The 14952-nt window shown below is 42.9% G+C and carries 13 protein-coding genes and 1 pseudogene; 8 read left to right on the top strand and 6 right to left on the bottom strand.

What is annotated here, in order from left to right; translation table 11 throughout:
* Positions 1-290: 290 nt before the first annotated feature.
* Together QNN06_RS28940 and QNN06_RS28935 are read left to right on the top strand one after the other, a co-directional pair.
* Positions 291-695: a VOC family protein gene (locus QNN06_RS28940; protein WP_217036708.1), complete on the top strand. Its 405-nt coding sequence runs from the start codon at positions 291-293 to the stop codon at positions 693-695.
* 186 nt (positions 696-881) lie between these two features.
* A complete protein-coding gene (locus tag QNN06_RS28935) occupies positions 882-1349 on the top strand; it encodes a staygreen family protein (protein WP_217036707.1) in 468 nt (155 codons plus the stop codon).
* 361 nt (positions 1350-1710) lie between these two features.
* Here QNN06_RS28935 and QNN06_RS28930 read toward each other — a convergent pair whose 3' ends face one another.
* Positions 1711-2688 (bottom strand): alkaline phosphatase D family protein, encoded by a 978-nt coding sequence (locus tag QNN06_RS28930; RefSeq protein ID WP_284037997.1) that lies wholly within the window; start codon positions 2686-2688, stop codon positions 1711-1713.
* A gap of 45 nt (positions 2689-2733) precedes the next feature.
* A pseudogene (locus QNN06_RS28925) lies at positions 2734-3924 on the bottom strand (glycerophosphodiester phosphodiesterase); the annotation flags it as partial.
* A gap of 361 nt (positions 3925-4285) precedes the next feature.
* Between QNN06_RS28925 and QNN06_RS28920 the strand changes: the two are divergent.
* Complete coding sequence (locus QNN06_RS28920) at positions 4286-5143, top strand: GGDEF domain-containing protein (protein WP_213117396.1); 858 nt, start codon at positions 4286-4288, stop codon at positions 5141-5143.
* Between the two features lie 373 nt (positions 5144-5516).
* Positions 5517-6290, top strand: coding sequence for an REP-associated tyrosine transposase (locus tag QNN06_RS28915; protein WP_217036705.1), 774 nt, complete (start codon positions 5517-5519; stop codon positions 6288-6290).
* A 129-nt stretch (positions 6291-6419) separates the two neighbouring features.
* On the opposite strand, the gene QNN06_RS28910 is transcribed toward QNN06_RS28915, so the two are convergent.
* From QNN06_RS28910 to QNN06_RS28900, 3 genes are all read right to left on the bottom strand, one after another.
* Positions 6420-6809, bottom strand: a complete 390-nt coding sequence (locus QNN06_RS28910) for a VOC family protein (protein ID WP_217036704.1) — start codon at positions 6807-6809, stop codon at positions 6420-6422.
* Positions 6810-6964: 155 nt separating this feature from the next.
* Positions 6965-7735 (bottom strand): IclR family transcriptional regulator, encoded by a 771-nt coding sequence (locus tag QNN06_RS28905; RefSeq protein ID WP_213117399.1) that lies wholly within the window; start codon positions 7733-7735, stop codon positions 6965-6967.
* A 165-nt stretch (positions 7736-7900) separates the two neighbouring features.
* Positions 7901-9199, bottom strand: coding sequence for an MFS transporter (locus QNN06_RS28900; protein ID WP_213117400.1), 1299 nt, complete (start codon positions 9197-9199; stop codon positions 7901-7903).
* Positions 9200-9618: 419 nt separating this feature from the next.
* Between QNN06_RS28900 and QNN06_RS28895 the strand changes: the two genes are divergently transcribed.
* From QNN06_RS28895 to nfsA, 4 genes are all read left to right on the top strand, one after another.
* Entirely contained in the window at positions 9619-11238 is a 1620-nt protein-coding gene (locus QNN06_RS28895) for a bifunctional 3-(3-hydroxy-phenyl)propionate/3-hydroxycinnamic acid hydroxylase (RefSeq protein WP_284036535.1), read from the top strand.
* A gap of 38 nt (positions 11239-11276) precedes the next feature.
* Positions 11277-12206: a VOC family protein gene (locus QNN06_RS28890; protein ID WP_284036534.1), complete on the top strand. Its 930-nt coding sequence runs from the start codon at positions 11277-11279 to the stop codon at positions 12204-12206.
* 21 nt (positions 12207-12227) lie between these two features.
* On the top strand, positions 12228-13064 hold the full coding sequence (locus QNN06_RS28885; protein WP_284036533.1) for a fumarylacetoacetate hydrolase family protein: 837 nt from the start codon (positions 12228-12230) through the stop codon (positions 13062-13064).
* A 132-nt stretch (positions 13065-13196) separates the two neighbouring features.
* The gene (gene nfsA, locus QNN06_RS28880) at positions 13197-13949 is read left to right on the top strand and encodes an oxygen-insensitive NADPH nitroreductase (protein WP_284036532.1); all 753 of its coding nucleotides are present in this window, start codon (positions 13197-13199) and stop codon (positions 13947-13949) included.
* Between the two features lie 319 nt (positions 13950-14268).
* Here nfsA and QNN06_RS28875 read toward each other — a convergent pair whose 3' ends face one another.
* Positions 14269-14940: an AroM family protein gene (locus QNN06_RS28875; RefSeq protein ID WP_284036531.1), complete on the bottom strand. Its 672-nt coding sequence runs from the start codon at positions 14938-14940 to the stop codon at positions 14269-14271.
* Positions 14941-14952: the final 12 nt, after the last annotated feature.

Genomic DNA, 14952 nt, shown 5'->3' with positions numbered 1-14952 from the left:
ACCACCTCCAAGAGGTATTAATATTTGTTTATTAAACTAACTAATAAACTACCTTTTAGTATAAAATCAAAACGTCTATAATTCTATATGTTTTTAGAATATTCATAATAATATAGTAAAATAGTCCTGAGTTGAGGGTGAGGCATGGTGAAGCATGGGGACGGTTCTCGTGCCTCAATTTAGTACCATATAATTCACCCAATCGGCTACTAGTAATAAGTGCAGTTTTATCAAGGGAATTCGATTATGATGGAAATGGATGCAAATAAGCCAATTAGGAGGGAATGTAAGTGTCGCAAGGATTAATTCATCATATCGAGTTATATGTTTCAAATTTAAAGATATCGGCGGACTTCTGGGGATGGTTTTTGGAGGAGTTAGGATATCAAGTGCATCAAAAATGGGATCGGGGCCAGAGCTGGAAATTGGGTGAAACTTATATTGTTTTTGTGCAGGCAGAGGAAAAATATTTAGATGTAGCATATCACCGATGCCGTGTGGGTCTGAATCATCTGGCCTTTCATGCAAGCTCCCGCCAGCAGGTTGAGGAAATGACGAGTAAATTGAAAGATAGAAATGTACGGATTTTATATGAGGACAAGCATCCCTTTGCCGGCGGAACAGACCATTATGCGGTGTATTTTGAAGACCCGGATAGAATGAAAGTGGAATTGGTGGCACCTTCGCAGGGATGAAAGGATTATCAAAGTGCCATCGTGTAGTGACTTTGTTTCTCTTTCCTATTTTGAAGCAGAAGAACCGTCCCCGTGCATCATAGTCTATTACTCTATACAAAAGAACTGCCAAAATAGTTTCACGGTCTTCTTTTTTTCAAAATACTCTATAGAGGGTTAGTTGAATTTTATATGGGGAGTATGATTATGAGTCCGGATTTCAATCCTTCTAAGCTGCATGTTAACTTCTTGTCTTGTTCGGCATCTATGCAGGTTCATGGACGAAAGTACACGTTGACACATTCCGATACAACCGGTGACTTGTTTTTGAGCATTGGCTATCATTACGATTTAACAGGTATTAACGTTTCCAAGCGTGATGAGGTATTGGCAGAATGGATGACAACGAAGAAGGGAGTGCCTATTTTAAGTGGAAATGTGTATGTGAGTGGAGGAGAATTTGATGAACAAACGGCGCAGCAGCGATTCATAATTTTTCAGCGTGAATTAAACTCTGCCCTATCTGCCATCATCTATGGCGACCATCGTCTTTTCCGTCAGTATCCTGAACTGCTCGATGCAAACATCTTTATACACTTTAACTCGATCTTTTCAGCCTTTAACCAGACCATGTACTATCGTACTCCGCGCTATTATACAAAGAATGGGGCATAAAAAGAATAGCAGGATATTGGCAAAAAACTGTTGGTCGTTATGGCTGCCATTTCCTATTAACATTTGACCAAAAATGATTAATTCCTTCACCAATAATATTGCTAGAATGATAGCCAATAATACAAGAGACACATTCAATAATATTTGGAGAGTCCTTGGAAGTAACCACAGCATAAAATCAAAATTCCTTTTAGCTTTTTCCATGCGCATATCCCCCGTGAGTGAGGCAGAGGGACGGTTCTCATGCCTCATTTTAGTACGTTGTTTTTTGGTAGTTGCATTGCCTGACCACTGCTTTGAAACGCAAGAACCGTCCTCGTGCATCACCGAAATTTTGATGCACGAGAACCGTCCCCATGCATCATTCCAGCTCGAAGGTGTGGCTGAAGTGGGTTTTGCCGTTTTCGTCTTGGATTTCTACTGTTGCTTGTTGTGTTGCTGGGTCGACGCGGAAGACGCCGTAGTTGAAGAAGTTGCCTTCTGCGTATAGTTTTTCAGGTCCGAAGGTTGGGTCCAATGTGCCTGGATTGATTTTTACCGCGCCGATTGGGCCGCTGATGAGTTCGTTATAATCCGCTTTTCCATCGTGGTTGGCGTCATATTTGATGACTTCAGCAAAATGGACGTCGGTCGTGACAAAAAAGACGTTTTTGATTCCTTTTTCGATGATAAAATCAGAGATTTGTTTGAACTCGTTCTCATAGCCGGTCGGGTCATTTGGGTTGACATTGTCGCCGTTCGCCCATCCGTCACGCGCCATTGCTTTTCCGGTAGGGATCGAGATTGGCACGGAAGTTGCGACTAGTTTCACTTTGGCATCCGACTCAAGAAGTTGCTGCTTCAGCCATTGTAACTGTTCTTCCCCAAGCATCGTTTTATCCTGTCCGTCTGCTTCACTATTCGGTGAGCGGTATCCCCGGTTATTAAGGATGATCATATCCATCGTGTTTCCCCAAGAATATTTATGATAAAGCTTGTCTGCTTCACTGCGTTCACCTGAAATCGGCCAGTAATCTTTAAACGCGCTTAATCCGGTTGGTGTCAGCGGCTGGGACGGTCCGGAAAAATCATTCGTTACCTCGTGGTCATCCCAAATAGCGAAGGTTCCTGTTTTTTGCAAAAGGCTGCGCAGTCCGGCATCGGTCCGGTTCTCCTTATACTTCGCCCAGAAATCCTGCACGGTTTCGGAAGGAGGGTTCGGAACAGCAGGTGTTGCATTATCGGCATAAATGGTGTCACCGCTGAACAGGAAGAAGTCTGGATTTAAAGCGGACATCGCTTTGTACGATTTAAATGGCGGGATTTCACCCTGGCCGCCTGTATCCCCGCCCCAAACCATGGTCAACGGTTTTAAGCTGTTTTCTTCCGGTGCGGTTTTGAAGGAACCGTTCACGTTATATTTGCTGGAGACCGCATGGGCACGGTAATAATAGGTCGTATCCGGCTTCAACCCGTCAATTTTTACATTCACCGTAAAATCATGCGCCACATCCGCAGGGCTTGTTTTAACGATGGTATCTTTTTTAAAAGTGCTGTCCGTGGATATTTCAAATTGAACATTTGTTTTTGCATTGGTACGTGCCCAAAGAATCGCGGAGGAATCCGTTACATCCCCGCTCGCCACCCCATGTGAAACAAACGGTTTTTCTACTAGATTAACAAGAAGGTCGGTATTATTGGTAAACTGACCGTCCACACCGAGGGAAAGTAGGGATACCATATCGTCTTCAGCATTTACAGTCCATGGATGAACGAGCAGCTTGTTCTGATGGGCGGCCTCCATCAACTTCGGAACGACAAGCTCCTTACTAGGGCCGACCCCTGCTGCATAATCAGAGATTCGCTTCATTTCTTGGTGGACATCCTTGCCTGCCAGCATGGTTCCTGTATAAAGCTGGATCAGCTTGACGTCTGGTGCAAGTGTTTTTAACTTACGAAGGGAGTCCTCGCTGAACGATTCTAGAAAAAGCATTTCGCTGTCTAGGACATTTGTTTTTTTCAAAATATCAATGACTTTCTCTTCCATTCCGGGGTAAACGTTTGGTGCTTTTGTTTCCATATAGAGGCCGACTTTGCCATTTCCGTGCTGTTTGACATATTCGATGGCTTCCTCAAGCGTTGGAACCTGCTGCCCAATGTACGCTTGTTTCGCCTTGTCCGGGTATGCTTTGTTAAATCACGAGCCTGCATCTAGACGTTTGATTTCATCGAGGGTAAAATCTTTTACCCGCCATGGGGCCCGGTCCGGATAAAGTTCCTTGGCATTCGTTGTCCGCGCGAGCGTTTCATCATGCATCGCGATCAGCTGACCATCCTTCGTCATTTGCAAATCGAATTCTACATAATCTGCCTTCATCGTCATTGCCTGCTTATAGGCTGCAAGAGTATGTTCCGGGCCATAGGCAGAGGCCCCGCGGTGGGCGATCACCGCCACATCAGAGGTAAGCGGGCGCAAGGTCGATTGCCCATTTTCAGTCGGAGAAATTTCAATCGGCTTGGCCAATGCCGCATAAGGGGCAGCGGCCGTTACCGCCAGAGACAAACAAGCTAATCCAGCTACTAAACTCTTTCTCATCACTTCCATCATCTCCTGTAAGAATATGTATTTCATATACAAAAATACAGGAGAAATATTGAGCCGACGTTAATAGACTTTGAGAATATTGTAAATCGGCTAAAAACAGGTCTTTTGATGCATGGGGACGGTTCTCATGCATCATTTTAGGTGGGACATTAGACGGTTCTCGTACTGTTATTTCTTAGTTTGATAACGATTTTGAGGCATAAGAACCGTCCCCATGCATCACCATTTTTTGTAATCTATTAAAATATGCGGATTTGAATTATAATTTTACTAAATTAATTCCTTGATATGATTTAAGTTTATGGGGATGTTTGCTATTTTCGGCTGGGCTGCCAAGGAGGATAACTGATTGATGAATTTGAATGTGGGCGTTATTAGGAAAATTCCTGTGCCGCTTGTTTTACTATGTGCTTTTTTTACATTCTTACCCGACTTTTTAGATGACTACGAAACGTTTTACATCGACGACATGGCGTGGTTTACATTGCTTTTCCCATGCTTTATCTTTTCTTATTATCTAGGGTTATATGGCGGCGTTTTTACTGGAATCATCCTTAATGCCTATCATTTAAGCTGGTTTTTTTATGAAAAAAAGTTCCACAGTGAAGATATGGTCGATGAAAGCGCGGCACTGCATATCGGGATCTCTGTCATTACGCTATCTTGCTCGATTGGGGTAGGGGTATTAACAGAGAAGCTCCAACACAAACAGTTAAAAATACAAGAGTTAAATGAAAAACTAATGCAAATGGCTTTATATGATTCTCTAACAGGCCTCCCCAATCGACATTATTTTTTGAGAAAATTAGAGCATTCCTTAAGGAAAAAGAAGCAGGTTTGTCTGATGTTTATTGATTTGGATGGGTTTAAAAGAGTGAATGATCAGTATGGCCACGAGGCCGGGGATCAGGTATTGATAGAGGTTTCCCGAAAACTAAAAGAATTAGAAGATGAGGATGTTTTTGTGAGCCGTCTCGGCGGGGACGAGTTCACAGTGCTGCTTAAAGGGATGAACATTCATCAAGCGCAAGCACAGGCAAACCGGTTATTGCACCTTCTCCAAGTAAGCGTCAACGATTGCAGGATCTCCGCAAGCATCGGTATCGCCGCCTGCCAGCCAGACGACACCCCCGCCACCATCCTAAAAAACGCGGACTCCGCCATGTACAAAGCCAAACTCGCCGGCAAAAACGCAGTATACGTGGTTTGATATAGTGATGCATGGGGACGGTTCTCATGCATCATTTTTTGCTTCGCTGCAGATGCATGGGGACGGTTCTCAAACATCTAATTTTTTGTTTCCCCCTAAATGGAAAAAAGATGAAATGCTATATAAAATATTATATGATATAGCTGTAACCTCAGATAAACCCCCGGAAACAAGCAGAACCTAGGGACGGTTCTCGCGCTTCTTAATCAGCCCTCTTTTAAACTACTTCTATATGACTATTCCCTTAATGATAACCATCTTGGTATACAAAACTTTTTAGTTATTACGACCTGTTGTACATTTTTTGAGACATAAGAACCGTCCCCATGCTTCACCTTGTTTCCCCATTTAAATTTAAGGTTAGGTGATTGTGATGCCCCGAAGTGCAAGGGTGAAGAGTATGAGCGGTGTTTACCATATTATGTGGAGGGGAGCGAATCGGCAGGAGATTTTCCATGACGATGAGGATTGTAATAGGTTTCTTGATATTTTAGCAAAGTATAAAAGAGAATCGGAATTGGAGATATACGCCTGGTGTTTGATGGGCAACCATGTCCATCTCCTTTTACGAGAGGGTAAGGAAGATATATCTAATACGATGAAGCGGATTGGTGTCAGCTATGCCTCGTATTATAACTGGAAGTACGACACGACGGGGCATTTATTTCAGGGACGATTCAAGAGTGAAAATGTCGAAGATAATCGGTATTTACTAACAGTTACTAGGTACATTCATCAAAATCCCGTTAAGGCTGGAATCGTAGACAGGCCAAATGAATGGAAATGGAGCAGCTGCCGTGAGTACTACGCTTTTAAACCTCATGATAAAAGAAATCTGCTTGATGCAAACTTTATTCTCGGAAAGATATCACCTGATCAGACCTTTGCGATGGAAAAATTCAAAGAATATAACGGAAAAATTAACAACGATGAATGCTTGGAAGAGAAAAGAAGAAGGCTGCCTGACGAGGAGGCAAGGGTCATAATTAAGAAACTACTTGGCCCTGGGGATTTCACTCGCGTAAAGGTACTGCCAAAGGCGCAAAGAAAGGAAGTCTTTCAAAAAGTAAAAAATATTAGAGGTGTATCCCAACGCCAGGCTGCGAGAATTTTAGGCGTATCGCCAAGCCTTATAAATCGATCATAAGGCAGAGGGTTGGTTCCCTGCCTCTTTTTTGGCGAGAAAGTTGGAACGCAGGGACGGTTCTCTTGTTGCATCCTTCTTCGCTTCACTTAAGTTGAAACGCAAGAACTGTCCCCATGCATCACCCGTGCATCATAACTCGGACTGATCGACGTTTAACTCTATGAGATTTCCATCGGGGTCGGCGCAGAAGATTTGGGCAAAGCCGCTGACGCTGTTTGGCTTTTCTAGGACGTTTACTCCGTTCTTTTTCAGCCAAGCTAAAGTTTCTGCATAGTTTTTGACTCGAAGGGCAAAGTGTCCCTCCCTGCTGCTTAAGCTTTTGTCGTGCCGAATGGTTTGTGAGTGGGAAAGGGCGATTAAGTGCAGCTGTTGACCACCTATACCGTACCAAGCCCCTTCAAAATCAAAAGCAGGCCGAGGGAGTTCTTTTAAACATAGAATTTCACTATAAAATTTCTTAGCACTGCCTAAATCTGTAACATTCAGACTAACATGATGCAGCTCAGTGTACTCAATCAAAGTATTCAACACCTTTACTAAAATTTCTCGATACATGGAAATATAACATATTTAGCGCGAGGTTTCACGGTTGAGGCAGAGGGACGGTTCTCCTGCCTCATTTTCCTTTCCTTCGCCCATTGTGATGCACGAGAACCGTCCCCATGCATCACCCGTCAAAGTGGTTCTGATATTAGGTTTGAGATTAGATTGGCTGCTTCTTTGACGATTTCGGTGAGTTTGTCCGTGTTGAAGACGGAGAATCTGGCCGTTGGGAGGACCAGGCTTAGGCTTCCTTTTATTTGATTGTTGCTGAAGATGGGGGCAGCGATGGCGGATAGTCCGGCATCGAGTTCGCCGTGAGAGATGCAGTAGCCATCACGGCGAATTTTCGATATGGCTTTTTTAAACTCTTCCCAATCCATTCCTAACCCAGCCTCAGCAACTTCTTCCCGACGTGATTCAAATAGTTTGATCAGATCGTTTCTTTGCAGGTTTGCGACGATAATTTTGGATGTAGAACTCTTGAATAACGGGTGTGGAATCCCCCGCGAGTAGCTGATATTCATTTGTTTATTGTCCGGTGCTTCCGTATGTACCACCAAAATTTCTTCATTAAAAACATTGCTCAATAAAACCTCACAGCCTGTCAGATTTACAAGGTTTTCCATAATCGGCTGGCCAATCTTGATGATTGGGTCGGAAATTCGAACTTGCCGGTCCAATTTAATAATCTTAGGACCAATGACATACGACCCGCCTTTCACCCTTGCCAATAATCCTGCAGTACTTAATTCTTTCACATATCGATAACCGGTCGGCACCGAGAAATCAAATTCATTGGTGATTTCCTCCGCTGTCCAAATCGGTTTTTCTTCGGTAAATAAATCAAGAATCGCTAACATTTTCGTAAGACTCGACATTTTCTTGCCCGACACCTCTTTCACTCTCTGAAAGCCTCTATTTATTTAGATTATAACGTTTTTCCATGAAAAAACTCACTCCACTTTCTTTTTTTAAAAAAAGAACCCCTGAAGGAGGAACACTCCATCAAGGGTTCGTAAGGTTCAAATTGATACAACTTTTCCGACAAGCCAATCCTTGTCCGCCTATCATCCAACCTTCTGACTGGTAATCGATTGCGCCGCCTCTTGCGGACGAACCCAAATCCAGAACAGGAGGCCGGTGACAAAAATTATACCGGCACCTAAATGAAAGGCTTGATGGAATCCTGCGATGGTGGTGGCGGCATTTTGGATAATCAGACCTGTTACGAAAGGAGCGAGAATCCCGGCTAAATAATAGATAGCGGTATAGCTTCCCTGCGCCTTGCCATAATGCTTCTTTGGAAAAACACTTGTTAAAATGGCTGGTCCGAGCACCAGAATAATACTTCTAAGCGAGACCGCTAATGATAACATCGCAACGGCAAGCGTATTGGATGAGACAACCGTTGCCAGGTAGTAAAAGAGTGCCGCCAAAAGCATCATGGGCCCTACAATAAATACCCGAGAACGGACGACATTTTGTGTTTTTGCATAAATGCGGTCGGAAACCGATGAAAAGAATAACTGTGAAATCGTCGTCAGCACCCAAGGAATCATAATTGCCAGCTGCAGCATCGTTCCATCGATTCCTCTAGCTTTTTCGAAATAGTTAGGGAACCAAGCAAGTTCAATGGCGAAAAACCAATAAGAAGCAAAGGCACACAGTGAGATGAGAATAAAATTGCGGGAAAATAACTTTGGCAAAACCTCTGACCAGCTTGCTTTCGCTCCGGCCTCTTTTTGTATCTTTTTCGGTTTAATACCGATATCCTCTTTATTTTCTTTTACAATAAGAACCCATAATAAGGTCCAAATCGCTCCGATGACACCTAAAAAGATGAATGCGGAGCGCCAGCCGTGATTGACAATGAAGTAAAGTAACACAGGGGCAGCAATCGCAGCGCCGACGGTATTGCCGACGGAGACTAATGTTAGGCTTACACCGACTCTTTCTTTCGGAACAGATTTTGCGGCCATCGTCATGGCTAACCCATAGGTAGGTCCCTCCCCGGCTCCCAAAATCATCCTAGTAACGACAAGATACGGCAAGCTCATCGTAAAGATGGTGGCAAATTGCACGATTGCCCATACGGAAGTAATCACGGTAATGACTCGTTTTGTGCCAATATAATCCGATAAGAACCCTACCAGTAAGGCCGATATAGAAAATAACCAGAAAAAGGAGCTTCCGACAATACCCCATTGGGATGGTGACAAATTCAATTCCTTCATAAGCGGTACAGAGGCGAGACCGATAATCGCTTTATCGGCAACGTTAATAATGGAAACAGTAAATAGAAAACCAATAGTCAGCCAAGCATTTCTACTTAATTTCGAATCAGAATGCGCTTTCAATTCATTCATCAGCTAATCCCCCTATTTAGTTCAGACTATCTTAAACTTTCAACCTCGTAAATGCCTTTGTCCAATTCCCGAATAATCGCTTCCTTTAATTTTTCACGCCCCCTATTGTTGGAATTTTTTAAAAATTTATTTACATTATAAACACAGTTATTATCATAGTTCAATATTTATTTACTTATTTTTTTAAAAAATAACAATAATTTAATTAGTATTATTAAATTGTGAAAATAAATAAAATAAATAGGTTCCTTCATACAGCTTTGCTATATATAGTTAGTTATAAAATTTTATAATTTAATAATTACACTATAATTTTTGATTATTTTTCAAAAATAAAATATAAATTTATCAAATTATGATAAAAGTATTGACAATTATAAATACATTGTTTGATAATTATGACTATTAAGAAGTTGCTTATGTTAAAAATTTATTTCAACGAGGTGAATGACTTGATATATGTAGACGTAATTGTCGTGGGCGGCGGCCCTACCGGAGTCATGGCTGCCAATATTTTGGGGAGGTATGGCCTGAAAACAATTGTCTTTGACAAATTAAAAGATATTTATCCATTACCGAGAGCAGCCGTGATTGATGATGATATTGCCCGGATCATCCAATTTGCCGGCCTTGAGGAAGACATCCTCAAATTATCAACTGTTTCAAAAGGGTACAAATTTTTAAATCAACAGAATTCGCCCATGTTCGGCTTCAAACGCAACGCAAGCCATACATCTAATGGCTACCCTACCTCGCTCGTCATTAGACAGCCATTGATTGAGGAAGTATTGAGAAGCGGCCTGAAGAAGCAGGAGAATATCCTGTTTTATAGTAATCATGAAATCCTGGACGTGGAAGAACGAAACGATCTTGTAACGGTAAAAGTAAAAGATTTGGCGGCAAAAGAGGAGAAATCATTTCAGGCAAAATATGTAATCGCGGCAGACGGGGCCCGGAGTAAGGTAAGAGAATGTATCGGAATCGAACGGGAAGATATGAATTTTAACCACCCTTGGTTAATCGTGGACATTAAGGCACCGAAGGAACTAGATTTGCCGACTATAAATCAGCAATATTGCCACCCATCTCGGGCAGCTACTTGTATTTATCTGGGCAATGATATGTACAGGTGGGAAATTGCCCTCCATGAACACGAAACCCAGAGCACGTATAAAACCGATGAATCGATCAAAGAACTGCTGTCTAATTGGATGAATACGGAAGACATCACGGTTGATAGAAAAATAATCTATGTGTTCCGCTCCTTGCTGGCGAAGCAGGGCAGAAAGGGACGGATTTTCCTAGCCGGCGATTCCGCTCATCAAATGCCGCCATTTTTAGGCCAAGGGCTTTCATCGGGAATTCGCGATGCCGTGAATATTTGCTGGAAAATTGCCCATATCCTCAAATACGATGCCAATGAAGCCATCCTAGATTCCTATGAAAAAGAAAGAATGCCACATGTAGAAAAAATTATGCGCCATGCCGTCCTGCTTGGGGAGATTATTCAAACAAACAACCAAGAAATAGCGGACTTTAGGGATCGTCTATTTAACTATTTAAACAGCATTCCAAATGTAAGAGAAGCATTAAGCAACTTGGTCAAGGCGGCTTCGCCGATTGGAATAGGGTTTCATCATCCTACGATAAAAAGTGATGAAACCACCTTGTTCCCGCAAACGACTGTAACATTAGCTGATGGGACTAAAGCTAAATCAGATAATGTCATTGGCGGCAGGTTTGCCCTGATTGTTTCAGCAAATGTTTCAGAGAATAAAATCGAGGAATTAAAGCAAAAATTAGCCGCTCTTCACTTAAACGACTTTTTTGTCTGCCTGCAGGTCGTTACGCAACAGCCGGTAAAGGCTGGGGAAATCCTGGAGAAAATACCGCATTTTTCAGAGTGGTTCGACAAAAATAGTGTTGACGCAGCCATTGTTCGTCCTGACCGATATGTCTATGCAAAAGGCGCAGCAGAAGTGGCTGGGGATCTATTGGAGGATTTGGCAAAAAGCTTTGGGATTAAGGTAATGAGCTAACATTAAAAAAAGCAATATTGCGGATAGGAGTGGATAGTGTGATTAAAACGATTCAATTAGGGTATGCCGATTTTAACTGTACGGACCTGTCCAGGATGGCGGACTATTATGAAAACGTTATCGGTTTGACGCTTGTCGAAGAAGGCGACCAAGGCGAGAAATATCTTAGCAGCAGCTTAGACCATCATAATATTGTGTTAAGAAGCAGCCGCGAAAGTGAATTATCAACTCTTGGCTTTCAAATTGCAGAAACCGATTCTTTGGAAAATATTCAACAATTCCTTGCCCAGGCCGGAATTCATTCGGAGCTAAAATCCGATTATCAGCCGGGGATCAGGAAGTTATTGGAGCTGAACGATCCGGATGGCTACACGATCCACTTATACCACCATATCGACATGCCAGCACCGGGGTATAAGCGTGATTCGATTTCTCCTTTTAAGTTAGGCCATATTGCGTTAGGTTCAAAAAAGCAGCAGGAGTCGGTTGATTTTTATAGAGAAATCTTAGGGTTTCTCGAAACCGATAAAATCGGCAACCGGGCAGCCTTTTTAACCTGTAATTCCGATCACCATGTCTTGAACATTTCAAACTTCGGCCATAAAATCATGCACCATATTGCTTTTCAATTAAAAGATTCGAGTCACCATACGTTAAGTGCCGATTTTCTAGCCAGTAAAAATATTCGGCTTGTCTGGGGACCATTTAGACATACAGCCGGACACAATCTCGCATCCTATCATCATGACCCGGAGTTGAATTTAATCGAATTGTACACGGAAATGGACCAATATATTCCGGAACTCGGGTATTTTGAACCGCGCCCATATCATAGTGAGCTGCCATTACGTCCGAGAGAGTGGCCGCGTAATTGCAAATGGTATCCAAAAGTAGAGCGTGACATTATCGACTCTGTTTTACAAAAAGTAGAATTTAATAATCGTTTAGTTTCACAAATACATGATTAATAGATTAGGATGGTGTTAGTAATGAAATTAGTAAGCTATCAAGTTGAGAACCAAAACAAGTTTGGCATTGCGAAGGATAACGGGATTGTTGATTTAACGAAGCGCGTAGATGCTGCAGACTTAAAGTCTTTATTGGCCGCCGATCTAGCTCAGGTCTCGGAGTTCGAAAATGAGCCTGTGGACTATACCTTCGAAGAAGTAACTTTTTTGCCGGTCATTCCGAATCCTAATAAAATCTTTTGCGCCGGAGTCAACTACGATGATCATCGACGAGAAGTAAATCGCGATAAAACGGAAAAACCGGTGATTTTCTTCCGCCTTGCTGATTCGCAGATTGGCCACAATGAAGCGATTTTGCTGCCACAGGAATCGGATGTATTGGATTATGAAGGCGAAGTGGCTGTCATCATCGGAAAACCGGGCAGACGGATTCCGAAAGAGCAAGCGTTTGAACATGTAGCCGGCTATGCTTGTTATAATGATGCCACGATCCGCGACTGGCAGAGACACACCCACCAATGGGGCCCTGGAAAGAATTTTGAAGGAACAGGAGCTTTTGGGCCCTGGCTGGTCACTCGCGATGAAATCGCAGACAATGAGATTTTAACGCTTGAAACACGTTTAAATGGCGAAACATTGCAGCATACTACAACCGATTTAATGATTTTTTCCATACCCGAACTGATTTACTACGTCTCCTCCTTCATTACCCTAGTGCCGGGAGACGTCATCGTCACAGGCACACCAGGCGGAGTCGGCTTCAAACGCAACCCGCAAGTCCTAATGAAAGCCGGCGACGTAGTAGAGGTGGAAGTAAGCAAACTCGGAACCCTTCGCAACCAGATCAAAGAAGGATGAAGCATGGGGACGGTTCTTGTGCCTCATTTTTGAATGTGGCATAGGGGTGAAGCAGAGGGACGGTTCTCGTGCCTCACCCAATTACAGTGATGCAAGAGAACCGTCCCTCTGCCTCAAGAAAGGAAGAACTAGATGAAAGATACAAGTACATTATCAGAAACAATGAAAGTGATGAAAAGTCATGTTTCCGTTCGGAAGTATTCGGCAGAACCGATTTCGAAAGAGCATTTGGTGGAAATCCTTCAGGCGGGACAGAGTGCAGCTTCCTCGCATTTTGTCCAGGCGTATTCGATTATTCGCATCACCGACAAAGACAAAAGGGAACAAATCGCCGAGCTTGCTAAAAATCCGCATATCAAAGACGCTGCCGAATTCCTGTTATTTTGCGGGGATTTAAAACGCTTGGAAGCTGCCGGCCGTAAGCACGGGATTGTGATTGAACATGATAATTTAGAAAATTTTATCGTCGCCACTGTTGATACCGCCCTCATTGCCCAGAATGCTATCACGGCTGCGGAGTCACTTGGTTACGGCGGCTGCTATATCGGCGGCGTCCGGAATAATCCCGGTCCGATCAGCGAGCTGGTTGGTCTTCCAGACAAAGTGTTTCCGCTATTTGGATTATGCTTAGGAGTCCCTGCCGAAAAGAACGAGGTAAAACCACGACTGCCATTAGACGCTATTCTCCATGAAAATGTTTATAACAATGAAAAATACGATAGTTTACTTGATGACTATGACCAAACCATGAGTAACTACTATCAGCAGCGTTCTACCAATAACAAAAATACCAACTGGACTGAATCAATGGCCCACTTCATGCAGGGTAAGAGACGAGTGCACATGAAGGAATTTATGGAAGGCAAAGGGTTCCATTTGGAATGATAAATAGGTAAGGTTTTTATAAGGCAATCGGAAGTTTGCACGTAAAAAGGCACAGCTGGTGGACTAAAGCTAGCTGTGCCTTACTGCTGTTTTGTGAAACATCGAGTTCAAATCCTCAAAAAATGATTTTACCATTTAAACAATCGGTTTGGATACACCTCTCCCGTCCCCTCTAACATGACTTGACTTCAATTGAATTTAGAAATATCTTCATAATATAAACAGTTTTAAGAGGCAGAGGGACGGTTCTCACGCATCATTTTTTCTTTGATTCGTCAACTTTGATGCACCAGAACCGTCCCCATGCATCGCCCACAAATCACAAAATCTCCCCAGTAACCCCATAAATAATATTCCGAGACAGTATAACAGGTTTTGATGTATGTTCTTGGACAAGTTTTTTCATTTCTTCTGTATACCCCATACAATCGAGGATAATGGCTTTGATAGGGAATAGGTCAAGCTGCTTTACTGCCTCGATTAATGTCTCCTCCTGATAGGAATAAGGTGAACTGGCTGCTGGGATGGCTAAGAAGTCTGCATCCTTCCATTTATATATGATTTGGTCGGCTTGTTCCGGAAGGGGAACGACGACTCCTATTAATCCATCATGTATTAGTCCTTTTGCCACATGGTTGAGCAGATGGTCCGGATAAACGATTGGTACCTTGCTTTTAAAAAGCGGAAATTTCCCTGTACAGGCTATAATGATCAAGGATACGTTCGCCGCGTTCAAATCATCAATGAGTTCCTGAACAACAGGGAGGATTTTTTCCTTCGCCATCACGGCACTGCCGCCGTCCCGCAACCGGGAGATTAACTTCGTCTGCCCATGTTCAGGAGCAAGAGTGAGAATTTCCTCCTCCGACTTGCCATCAAGCACACCTTTTTCAATTATCACAATATCCTCCGGCAAAAAGCTTTTGATGGCGGGAATCATATCGACTCTTGGCGTTTGACCAATCGTAATCACACCTATAGATCTTCCCATCTAATGTCCTCC

Source organism: Neobacillus sp. 114, assembly GCF_030127045.1.
Taxonomy (GTDB): Bacteria; Bacillota; Bacilli; order Bacillales; family Cytobacillaceae; genus Neobacillus; species Neobacillus rhizophilus.
This window is presented reverse-complemented; position numbering and strand designations above follow the sequence as displayed.

Bases quoted from the DNA above. Each gene is read 5' to 3' on its own strand.
- QNN06_RS28935 (WP_217036707.1), top strand. From the start codon at position 882: ATGAGTCCGGATTTCAATCCTTCTAAGCTGCATGTTAACTTCTTGTCT.
- QNN06_RS28930 (WP_284037997.1), bottom strand. From the start codon at position 2,688: ATGGTTTGGGGCGGGGATACAGGCGGCCAGGGTGAAATCCCGCCATTT.
- QNN06_RS28920 (WP_213117396.1), top strand. From the start codon at position 4,286: ATGAATTTGAATGTGGGCGTTATTAGGAAAATTCCTGTGCCGCTTGTT.
- QNN06_RS28915 (WP_217036705.1), top strand. From the start codon at position 5,517: ATGCCCCGAAGTGCAAGGGTGAAGAGTATGAGCGGTGTTTACCATATT.
- QNN06_RS28900 (WP_213117400.1), bottom strand. From the start codon at position 9,199: ATGAATGAATTGAAAGCGCATTCTGATTCGAAATTAAGTAGAAATGCT.
- QNN06_RS28895 (WP_284036535.1), top strand. From the start codon at position 9,619: ATGTTAAAAATTTATTTCAACGAGGTGAATGACTTGATATATGTAGAC.
- QNN06_RS28885 (WP_284036533.1), top strand. From the start codon at position 12,228: ATGAAATTAGTAAGCTATCAAGTTGAGAACCAAAACAAGTTTGGCATT.
- nfsA (WP_284036532.1), top strand. From the start codon at position 13,197: ATGAAAGATACAAGTACATTATCAGAAACAATGAAAGTGATGAAAAGT.
- QNN06_RS28875 (WP_284036531.1), bottom strand. From the start codon at position 14,940: ATGGGAAGATCTATAGGTGTGATTACGATTGGTCAAACGCCAAGAGTC.